Genomic DNA, 10,182 nt, shown 5'->3' with positions numbered 1-10,182 from the left:
GTGGTACAGCTTTGTTTAGAGAAACCGTAAATTTGAACGGCTTATGCACACGTTGACCAGAAGGCTGACCTGATTGTGGGTCAGTTGGTACTGTTACTACGTGGTCGAATTGCTGTACTAGCATCTCATCTTCGTGACCTTCAACGTAGCTATCACCGATTGAGTCAGCAGTACATGCGCCTGCAGTAATAAGTCCCTGAGTTTGACCTTCTAGTGATATATAACATGGAGTTGGCATGGCTTTATCCTTAAATTTAAATGTGAATAACTCAATGCCAATAAATCAAAAGATATGCCAAACATGGCACATATAATATTCAATCACTTATATTGATAACATTCATTGCCTGGGCAACTTTTTGCTCAACGCGGGCAAGATCTTGCTCGGCCGAGCAAAAAGTTGCCCAGAAACAATCCTTCCGTAATTGGTTATTTCTGTTACCAATTTCCACGTTCTAAATTTGATTCTCAAAATGAGAATATGCATTCCCGCATAAGAAAAACCAATCAAAAGCCAATCTATCCAACTGTTTTATAATACATTTTTTATTGGCACGTTCTGTGTATTACTGCTAGTAAAACAAAAGGAGAAAATCATGGAACTGCATAAAATTGAAATGAATGGAGAAACACTCACGTTAATTATCAATGGTGACTTAGATGCAGACGGTAGTCGCAGCGCACAACCTCAAATCGACGATGTGATTGCAAATCAAAGCCATATTGACGTCAAAGTTGACTTTCGTAACGTGCAATTTCTTGATCCATCCGGTGTTGGTGCACTAGTTTATTTATATAAGAGATTAGTTGAAAAGCAACGTACGATGCGAATCGAACATGTGAGTGGGCAACCTCTTGAAATCATCAGCCTACTTCGCATTGACCAAGCGATTCCCGTTAATTCTCATGATTACTAATAAAAAAAGGCTGTCAGTATGGTTAGTGACCCGAGATTACAGGGATGTAGACAAGCGCTAACTCAAAAACTCAACATTATCCAAGCACCACGAATTGGCTCGATGTGTTTTTTGAGCGCGATGATATTGGTCTTATTCCTACAAGGCTGTACCAGTTACCCACCAGAAGGAAATGGTGGATTAGCTGAACAACACATCGACGATGGCTTCACTCCAGTGATGCCTGATGAACCTCTAGGCCCTGAACATGGACTCAGATTTGATTGGCAATTGACCAAGCTACACCTCGATTCGCTGATCCGCGAAGGCGCAAAGTGGTGTTTTCCTGCTGCGGTTGTACAAGCATTAGAAAAGCAGAATCGCATTGCGCGAGAACTCGATGGCGGTTTACTGCTTGATGCAGCCAACGATCTGGTGATCCAACGCAAGCGCCTTGGTGAGCTAGAACGTCAACTTGATTACGTTACTTCACAAGCTAACTGCGTACCGCCACTCAATGAAAACACCTTCCGCGAACAAATGGCATTGATCGACCAGTTGTTCGACCTCCTAAACATCGACAATCAGTTCGCATTCAATTCTACAGAAGTGAACCCGAAGTACATGGGACACTTGGCAAGAGCGGCTAACATCTTACGAGAGAATCCCACTCTAAACTTATCTATCACTGGGCATGCCGATGCCAAAGGCGACCAGCAATATAATCAAAAACTCGCCATGGGACGAGCAAACCAAGTTAAACGTTATTTGATCATTTTTGGCTTGGAACCGAATCGAATGACCACCAAATCACTGGGTGATTCACTGCCCCTCTATGAAGGCGCAAGTGACGGAGTAAGATTAACCAACCGGCGTGTCAGTATTGAGGTCATCTCGACACAGGAGCTATCTGGAGGCAATTTGCAAGGAGGCTATCGTGCATATGATTAGACTACTGTTGATAATGACTCTGTTTCTAGCAACAAATGCCAATGCGAATCAAGAAACCACCCGCGTTCAAATTGGCGATTTGGTGCAAATTAATCTTCCCGGCGAAGAAACTCTAAACCGCGGTTTTCAAGTTGATAAACGTGGTCGAATTGAGCTACCGGAAGTTGGTGCGGTCTATGTTGCTGGATACACAGAAGAACAACTTTCTGAAGCCGTCTTAAACTCGTTAAAAGATGTGTTTCGCGACTTATCCTCCGCCAGTGTCTATATTGCTGAGCAACAACTTCTAATCTCTGTTCAAGGGTACGTAAAGTCGCCGGGGGAATATACTTTATCGAAGAGCGCTAATATTCAAAGCGCACTTCACGCCGCGGGAGGTCTGCGCGCTGGAGCACAGCTGAACAATATGATGGTTAAACGTGGCAGCGAAAAAATACCGTTTAACTATAAAGCCTTCCTCGATAGCGGCAACGAGTCTTTACTTCCTGAACTGCGCTCACTAGATAGTATTTTTGTTCCCGCATCCCCTCTCGTTGGCAACATAGAACAGCAATTCGATGCCGCCAAACAAGCTAACGCGGGTGACAGTGCTGACCAACGTACGGCGATCAAAGTGTTTGGCGAAGTGAACTCCCCCGGCTCTTTCTCTTACAAACAGGATGCCAACCTTGTCGATATATTAATGCGTGCAGGTGGCGTTACGCGCTTTGCCTCCGTTGAACAAATTCGTGTAATCAGTAACAACAACCCTGAACTTTTCAATTTAAAACGCTACCTAGACTCTGGGGACGAGCAGTTACTCCCCACCCTTGCTGAAGGCACCACTATTTTTGTTCCCAAACAAGAAGAAGAAATTAGAGCCGGTGCAAACGTGGTTTACATCATGGGTGAAGTTGCTAGCCCAGGGGCTTATGAAGGTAGCCAAGATGCATCGTTCATGGACATTCTCGCTAACGCGGGCGGTCCAACTCGTTACGCAGAATCACGACAAATACGTTTAATTAGAGCCAGTGGTCAAGTGGTTAAATTTGACTTAACCGCTTACACCGAAGGCTTAACAGGTCAAAAACCACCGAGAATCGGACCAGGAGATGCCATCTTCGTACCAGAGAAAACTGACTTTAACGAGAAATCATGGCTAAAAATTTCTCCTGACCGCGCGGTGAAAGTGATTGGTGAAGTTGTCCGTCCTGGTCGTGTCGAATGGTCTGATGAAATGGACTTGATGGATTTATTGGCACACGTTGGAGGTCCTACTTTGCGTGCAGATACAACTAAAATTGAGGTGGTGACTGGACGCGGCAAATTGCACAAATTCAATCTAGATGAATTTATCCTCAATGGTGCGCCAAGTAGTGACTTGCCTGTTATCACCGCAGGCTCAATCATTAGAATTCACGATCTCCCTCAAGACCCTTCAGACAACAAGTCACAGTGGGTGAGACAAAGCTCAGACGCCTCTATCTACGTATTTGGCCAAGTGAATGCGCCCGGTCGCTATCGTTTTACCGATGATATGCACTTTCTCGACATTCTTTCCGCTGCCGACGGTCCAACCAAAGAAGCTGACATTCACAATATTCGCGTTACACATCGCGATAAAAACTATGCGCATGTGAGCAAGCTTAACCTATCACTTTACTTTGAAACTGGCGACGAGTCTTTACTGCCGAAAGTAACCATGGGCGATACTATCTATATCCCAGAGAAAGATAAAATTTGGTTAGATAGAAGCAAAGAATCGACGGTGCGCATTTTAGGTGCTATCAACAAACCGGGGCGCTATGTTTTCAATGACAACATGACCATATTAGACATCATGGCTGAAGCTGGAGGTCCCAGTGACAACGCTTACGTAGAGAAGATCACCGTCGTCAACATGTCTTGCTGCCAAGGACAAGCAAGGACCTTTAATTTATCGGAGTTCACTAAAACCGCCAACATTTACCAGCTTCCTGTATTACGTGCCGGAGACACTATCTATATTCCTGATAGACGAGACAGCTTTATGGAAAAAGCCCGTGTTGGATTAGAAGATATCCTCCGCTTAACCACAACAATCGTGTTAATAGGAGCATTATGATGATTCCTGCAACACTTAATGAGATTGAGCAAATCTTTCTCGAGACAGAAACCAAACAGACCCGTTCACTGTGCGTGACCGCTTGTCAAAGTGGTGACGGCGTCACAACCGTTGCAAGCTCGTTGGCAGAGAGATTCCTACTTGCAGGGTACTCAACGCTACTGGTTGACTTCAACCTATTCAAACCGGGTTTTGAGAGCTTTCCTTATTTAGGCTCAGATTCATCATTCCAATGGCTTCAACCGACAAATAGCAAACAAGTCTTCACTGGCATTACTTTGCCCAATCACCCAAGTGTGCTCAATAATTTTCGCAACCCCCAGTATCTAAATCGTCAAGTAGAACAATGGCTAGAAGAATTTGACAAAATTGTCATCGATACATCGCCGATTTTGCAAAACAACATGGGCAACATCCCAGCACAAAGCGTTGCGGCAGCCTGTAGCCACACTCTGCTTGTTGTACTTGGCGGTAGTACCTCTGAAGCGAACTTAGCCAATGCTCAGCAACTGCTCGAACGCAGTAACGCCAACTTAATTGGTTATGTGCTTAACAACATGAATCAATGCTCTCTTGGTGAGGAGATGGTGAGAGAGTTAAATCGTCTGCGCTTTATACCTCAGAATTTGCGCGATAAATGGAATCAAAAGATACTCAATAATGAGTGGCTGTCACATATCGCATAAGCAAAGTAAGAAATCCTATCAATAAACACAACTAACTGAAAAAATTGATCTATTCTAGTGATTAGGAACAAGGAAAGATCAGGAGATTGCCAAGGAGGAAATAATGGAACAAGAACTCGTCGATGAAACCATTATTCAGCAAATGATCGAAGACACTGACAGTGAAGTGATGCCAATGCTGATTGACCACTACATTGAAGAAACGCAACACCGTGCTCAGATACTCGACCAAGCATTCTCCAGACGTGATATCGAAGTGATCAAGTTTGAAAGCCATACTTTAGGCAGCACTTCACTGGCGCTGGGTAATCGGGAATTGGCAACCCTAGCCCGTAAAATTGAAGCGTTGTGTGAAAGCCAGCAGACGGAATCTGCCTTTGCACTTCATAACGAACTGCTCGATCTTGTTCATCGTTCAATCCAAGCCTTAAACGTACGTAAAGAACTCGGATTTTCCTAACGAATAACAATAAACAACGTCATACAAGGATGTATCTAATGAAACCTAAAGTGCTCCTGATAGAAGATTCAACTTCCTTGGCTATTCTGTACAAACAGTATGTTAAAGATGAGCCGTATGATCTTTTTCATGTTGAGACGGGTAAAGCGGCGAAAGCATTTATAGAACGTAACTTGCCCGAGTTGGTAATATTAGACCTAAAGCTTCCTGACATGGATGGCGGAGAAATTCTTGATTGGATTGTAGATAACCAACTCAACACCTCAGTGATCGTCGCGACAGCACATGGCTCGGTTAACACTGCAGTACAACTGCTGCAAAAAGGTGCCAAAGACTTTCTTGAAAAACCGATCAAATCTGATCGCTTAAAAACCTCAATTCAACTTCATTTACAGCGCACCAAGCTGGAAAACTTGGTTGAAAACATCGAAAGCAAGTTTGACCGCCAACGTTTTCAGGGTTTTATTGGCGGCAGCATTGTCATGCAAGGGCTTTATAAAATTATTGATGCGGTTGCCCCTACTTCCGCTAGCGTATTTATTATCGGTGAAAGTGGTACTGGTAAAGAGGTCTGTGCCAATGCTATTCATCAGGAAAGCCGTCGCCATGACAAACCGTTTGTTGCGATCAACTGTGGCGCGATTCCTAAAGATCTGATGGAAAGTGAAATATTCGGCCATGTCAAAGGCGCCTTTACCGGCGCAACCACTGACCGTAAAGGGGCTGCCAGCCAAGCTGATGGTGGAACGTTATTTCTCGATGAGCTTTGTGAAATGGATTTAGAGATGCAGAAAAAACTGCTGCGTTTTCTGCAAACTGGCACCTTTACCCCACTTGGCGCATCAAAAGAGCAAAAAGTGGATGTACGTATCATCTGTGCGACTAACCGCGATCCATTACTTGAAGTTGAAGAAGGACGCTTTAGAGAAGATCTTTACTACCGAGTTCATGTCGTTCCCGTCGATATGCCACCACTGCGTGATCGTGGTAATGACATTGCCACTTTGGCAAAACACTTTCTTCTGGAGTACGCCAAAGAGGATGGCAAGCAGTTCCGTACAGTCAGTAAGGATGCCGAATCCTTGCTTAAACGCTATAACTGGCCTGGTAATGTCCGCCAATTACAAAACATTATTCGCAACATTGTTGTGCTCAACGACGATACCAAGCTCAAAGCTGAACATTTACCGGCGCAGGTTGCTCAAACTAAATCGCCTAATAAGCGTTCTGCGCCAACGGTAACAATACCAAGCCCACCAAAACCTGAACACATCAACCACGTAGCTCTAGATGAGCAACATAGTAGTGCAGAGCACGCTCAAGTCGCGGAAGGTACGCATGAAACGCTAGCGTCTCCCAAAGAGGTCGTTATTCGCCCTATGTGGCAAATAGAACGTGAAGCAATCCAACAAGCGATTGAATATTGCGATGGCAATGTGATTAACGCAGCAGTCCTTCTCGAACTCAGCCCATCGACGGTCTACCGCAAGAAACAAGCTTGGGAAGCGGAAGATGAGCAATCCTACGTCGAATGAGATTTGGCTTCTGATAGATAGTCGGCAGTTTGGCGGCATAGAAACCTATGTCGTCCAACTGGCTCAAGGGCTTATAGCGCATCAACAACCGGTGAAGGTGCTGTTAATTACCGAATACGTTCCACCTTCGCCACTATGTGAAAAACTCGAAAACTTATCTATTCCCTACCAATATCTCGGTGGTTCAACATTTGATGCATTAAATAATCTTAATAAAACAATTCGCCAATCCCCTCCGCTTGCACTTCACGCTAACGGTTACAAAGCCAACTTAATCGCTAAACTCGCCAAACTGTGTACTGGCGTTAAACTCGTTTCTACCTACCATGCCGGTGAAACACCGAAAGGAAAAATGTGGCTTTATGATTGGCTAGATAGATGGTCAGCGTGGATAGCTAACCATTCGATTGTGGTCAGTAAAGCTATCGGTGCTAAGCTCCCGTCTCACTCCCAGTACATTGAAAATTTTATCAACACAAACAGGCTCGACATAAGCTATGGTGAACAGGTTGCGTTTGTTGGACGACTAAGCCCAGAGAAAGCGCCTGAACGCTTTATTACCCTTGCGACACAATTTCCCAACCTCAACTTTCACTTCTACGGCACGGGTGAACTTTCACAGCAACTGCAAATTAACGCACCAAAAAACATCCAATTCCATGGGCATCAATCCAATATGGATATAGTTTGGCCAAATATATCGGTATTGATTATTTGTTCCCATTACGAGGGATTGCCAATGGTTGCACTCGAAGCTATGGCAAGAGGCATCGTGGTCATCGCAACCTGTGTGGGTGAGCTCCCACAACTTATTCGTCACCGACAAAACGGCTATTTAGCACGAAATGCGTCGGATCTTGCGCCACTCCTCACTGATTGGGTATCAAGCCCTATAGTCGAGCAGCAGGTTACCCGCCAACATGCGATCAGCACCATTCAACAAAATTATTCTCAACAAGCCATCATTCCAAAAATGCTAAAGCTCTACTTTAATTGAATGTACGCCCAGATAACACGCCGCAACTTAAGTGTAGATTTGATTCTCATAATGAGAAAGCTCAGCAAACAGCTTGGTTAGTAGTATTTATTTCAATATTTTCAGTGAGATAAGATTTTCACCTTGTTGGCACTGGCTTTGCAACCTAGTCCATATAATTAAACGATTGGAAGGCTAGACTATGAATTCGATAAAAAAGATTTTATTCGTTCACTACGGGGAAGATTGGATTAGAGGCAGTGAACGCTGCTTGCTCGATTTGATCTCCCATCTGGATAATGAACGTTTTGAAGCCGTTGTTTGGACGAACAACACCATGCTAATTCCTCATCTTGAAGAAGCGCAAGTCGAATACCGCATTGACGACTTTCCCTTGCTTGCTGGTTGGCGAAAACCAAAAGCCGATATCAGTAGTTGGGTCAAACTTGTGGGTAAAGGTAAAAACCTAATTCAGCAGTTGGGCATTGATTTGATTCACGTTAACAGCGCAGCCCCCTGCCAATGGATGTCTTTGGCTTCTCGAATGTGTTCCTGCCCGATGGTGACACACCTGCACAGTGACTACATTAGCCGTGACAGAGCCACCTTAGGTATCCACCTCTCTCCATTTGTGATAACGGCAAGTAACGCTGTTGCGCAAAACCTGATTCACGATGGCTACCCACAAGACAACCTTACCGTCGTCCATAATGGTATCGATATCGCTGCATTAGACGCCCAACCAGAGGTCGATGTTAAACAACAACTAAAGCTCGACAGTAACGCTACCCTTTATGCCACGGTAGGCTCTCTTATTCATCGCAAAGGCGTTGATAGAATTTTAATGGCGCTACGCCATTTAACTCTGGAATATCCAAACAGTCATCTTGTGGTTATAGGCGATGGAGAAGAACGAGCGACCCTTGATCAGATGTGCCAGAAGCTACACCTTGATGATCGTGTCCACTTTCTTGGAGAGAAAACCAATGTCGTCGGCTGGCTGAAAGGTTGCGACGCATTTGTCAGTGGCGCAAGGGAAGAGGCATTTGGCTTAGTCATTACTGAAGCCGCGGTTGCAAACATACCAATCATTGCTCCTTTTGAAGGCGGTATTCCTGAAATCGTCCATCATGGCGAGTCTGCCTTGCTTTATGCCAATCATGGATATGGTCCTATGCTGGACATGATGCGTTGCGTTCAGAGCCACCGCGACGAATGCAAATCCATCGCGCAAAATGCACATCAGCATATTCAATCAGTCTTCACCGTTGAACGGTATACAAAACAAATCGAGGCTCTGTATAGCAAGGTTCTAAAGCAAGAGAACATCGATTTCCCCTCACTAAAAGCCAATTTCAAACCCATAAAGACTGCCATGGAGAACCGTAAGAGCAAAGGAGGAGACAATGAAGCGTCAACACAACATGATCTTTGATCCCATTCCTTTTAAAGGTGGATCCAAAATTGCCACCAGCGAAGCTTTAAGCCTTTGCTCAAATGAATCGGTTCGTTTCACGGTAATTACCGTTAACCCAGACTACTGGCATAAAAGCGAACTAGCGAAGCAGCATCAAATCGATATCGCTACTATCTACGCCATTCCATGGTTATGTGAACAAGTACAAGGGGTTTTCTTCTGGCTTAACCAACTCTATTTCACCCTAGTCTTGTGCATACATTTAATTATGCGAAAACGTGTAGACAAATTTATTGCAGCATCTGGACCGGGTGTCGATATGCCGTTGTATCTGGTTAATCAGCTGCTAAAACGCACTTTAGTACAAATAATACACGGTAATGTTGCGTGCTCCCGCTCAATTGGTTGGTGTTTAACTCAGGCTACTATTGTTTTCTACCTACCTTCAACCTACTCCAGTTTACAAACGGCGCTGCATCGATACCTGAGTAAAAAGCTAACTGCAGCGGATTGCGATACTCGTACTGATGAGATTTTACAAAGCGAACACTTTCAATCTTTCGTCAATGGTATCGCTAGTCATAAATGGCCCAGCCAAAGTCAAATCGGTACACCGAAATGCCTTTGGGCAGCGTCACTATTACGATGGAAAGGTTTGGAACGGTTTGTCACAGCGATTCGTCTAGCACAGCGTCATCGCAAAATAACCACTACTGTTTGCTATATCAGACCCAAACAGATTCAGCTCGGTATTTCACAAGCACCCATCGCACTACCCAATACCTCTTGGTATCAAGATCCCGATAACTTTGACCAATTAAGAAGTGAATGCAGCATTTTCGTTTCAACCAGCAAAAATGAACCGTTCGGTTTGTCGATCTTAGAAGCAATCGCTGCCGGCATGTGTGTGGTGATCCCTCGCGATGGCAGTTATTGGGACCAAAAACTTGAAGATGACCTGAACTGTTTAAAATATACTGCCGGTGATGAAGCAGATCTTGCTCAAGTGCTATTACGGTTAGATAGAGAACCACAAACGCTGCAATCCATTCAACACCATGCGATTGACGTCGCCGAACGCTATCACGCTAGCGACCGATATCGCGCCATTGTCGAGTGTGTCTCTGCTTCTTGTGATTCAATGACTTTGCCTTCTCAAGACAGTGCTAAGTAGTCGT

At 44.5% G+C, this 10,182-nt stretch carries 9 protein-coding genes and 1 pseudogene; 9 read left to right on the top strand and 1 reads right to left on the bottom strand.

What is annotated here, in order from left to right; genetic code table 11:
• Nucleotides 1-238: pseudogene (hcp-2, locus tag IRQ95_RS03765) on the bottom strand (type VI secretion system effector Hcp-2); the annotation flags it as partial.
• A gap of 358 nt (nucleotides 239-596) precedes the next feature.
• Here hcp-2 and IRQ95_RS03760 point away from each other — a divergent pair.
• From IRQ95_RS03760 to IRQ95_RS03720, 9 genes are all read left to right on the top strand, one after another.
• A complete protein-coding gene (locus tag IRQ95_RS03760; RefSeq protein WP_194435661.1) occupies nucleotides 597-917 on the top strand; it encodes an STAS domain-containing protein in 321 nt (106 codons plus the stop codon).
• Nucleotides 918-1,037: 120 nt separating this feature from the next.
• Nucleotides 1,038-1,847 carry an OmpA family protein gene (locus IRQ95_RS03755; RefSeq protein ID WP_228481193.1) on the top strand — a complete coding sequence of 270 codons (810 nt, stop codon included), beginning with the start codon at nucleotides 1,038-1,040 and terminating at the stop codon, nucleotides 1,845-1,847.
• 13 nt (nucleotides 1,848-1,860) lie between these two features.
• On the top strand, nucleotides 1,861-3,930 hold the full coding sequence (locus IRQ95_RS03750) for an SLBB domain-containing protein (protein WP_228481243.1): 2,070 nt from the start codon (nucleotides 1,861-1,863) through the stop codon (nucleotides 3,928-3,930).
• On the top strand, nucleotides 3,927-4,616 hold the full coding sequence (locus IRQ95_RS03745) for a P-loop NTPase family protein (RefSeq protein WP_348541577.1): 690 nt from the start codon (nucleotides 3,927-3,929) through the stop codon (nucleotides 4,614-4,616). Before IRQ95_RS03750 ends, IRQ95_RS03745 begins: the two co-directional genes overlap by 4 nt.
• A 103-nt stretch (nucleotides 4,617-4,719) precedes the next feature.
• The gene (locus IRQ95_RS03740) at nucleotides 4,720-5,076 is read left to right on the top strand and encodes an Hpt domain-containing protein (protein ID WP_194435660.1); all 357 of its coding nucleotides are present in this window, start codon (nucleotides 4,720-4,722) and stop codon (nucleotides 5,074-5,076) included.
• A gap of 38 nt (nucleotides 5,077-5,114) precedes the next feature.
• On the top strand, nucleotides 5,115-6,611 hold the full coding sequence (locus IRQ95_RS03735; RefSeq protein ID WP_194435659.1) for a sigma-54-dependent transcriptional regulator: 1,497 nt from the start codon (nucleotides 5,115-5,117) through the stop codon (nucleotides 6,609-6,611).
• The gene (locus IRQ95_RS03730) at nucleotides 6,589-7,608 is read left to right on the top strand and encodes a glycosyltransferase family 4 protein (RefSeq protein ID WP_194435658.1); all 1,020 of its coding nucleotides are present in this window, start codon (nucleotides 6,589-6,591) and stop codon (nucleotides 7,606-7,608) included. The genes IRQ95_RS03735 and IRQ95_RS03730 overlap by 23 nt, the downstream gene beginning before the upstream one ends.
• A gap of 181 nt (nucleotides 7,609-7,789) precedes the next feature.
• Nucleotides 7,790-9,022, top strand: a complete 1,233-nt coding sequence (locus IRQ95_RS03725) for a glycosyltransferase (RefSeq protein ID WP_194435657.1) — start codon at nucleotides 7,790-7,792, stop codon at nucleotides 9,020-9,022.
• Nucleotides 8,994-10,178 carry a glycosyltransferase gene (locus tag IRQ95_RS03720; RefSeq protein WP_194435656.1) on the top strand — a complete coding sequence of 395 codons (1,185 nt, stop codon included), beginning with the start codon at nucleotides 8,994-8,996 and terminating at the stop codon, nucleotides 10,176-10,178. The genes IRQ95_RS03725 and IRQ95_RS03720 overlap by 29 nt, the downstream gene beginning before the upstream one ends.
• The last annotated feature ends 4 nt before the right edge of the window (nucleotides 10,179-10,182 follow it).

It is taken from the genome of Vibrio fluminensis (assembly GCF_015278125.1).
GTDB lineage: Bacteria > Pseudomonadota > Gammaproteobacteria > Enterobacterales > Vibrionaceae > Vibrio > Vibrio fluminensis.
The sequence above is the reverse complement of the archived record's forward strand: the minus strand, read 5'-3'. Positions and strand labels throughout refer to the sequence as shown.

Coding starts and splice junctions, on each gene's coding strand:
- IRQ95_RS03755 (WP_228481193.1), top strand. CDS start 1,038: ATGATATTGGTCTTATTCCTACAAGGCTGTACCAGTTACCCACCAGAA.
- IRQ95_RS03745 (WP_348541577.1), top strand. CDS start 3,927: ATGATGATTCCTGCAACACTTAATGAGATTGAGCAAATCTTTCTCGAG.
- IRQ95_RS03750 (WP_228481243.1), top strand. CDS start 1,861: ATGACTCTGTTTCTAGCAACAAATGCCAATGCGAATCAAGAAACCACC.
- IRQ95_RS03740 (WP_194435660.1), top strand. CDS start 4,720: ATGGAACAAGAACTCGTCGATGAAACCATTATTCAGCAAATGATCGAA.
- IRQ95_RS03760 (WP_194435661.1), top strand. CDS start 597: ATGGAACTGCATAAAATTGAAATGAATGGAGAAACACTCACGTTAATT.
- IRQ95_RS03720 (WP_194435656.1), top strand. CDS start 8,994: ATGAAGCGTCAACACAACATGATCTTTGATCCCATTCCTTTTAAAGGT.
- IRQ95_RS03735 (WP_194435659.1), top strand. CDS start 5,115: ATGAAACCTAAAGTGCTCCTGATAGAAGATTCAACTTCCTTGGCTATT.
- IRQ95_RS03725 (WP_194435657.1), top strand. CDS start 7,790: ATGAATTCGATAAAAAAGATTTTATTCGTTCACTACGGGGAAGATTGG.
- IRQ95_RS03730 (WP_194435658.1), top strand. CDS start 6,589: ATGAGCAATCCTACGTCGAATGAGATTTGGCTTCTGATAGATAGTCGG.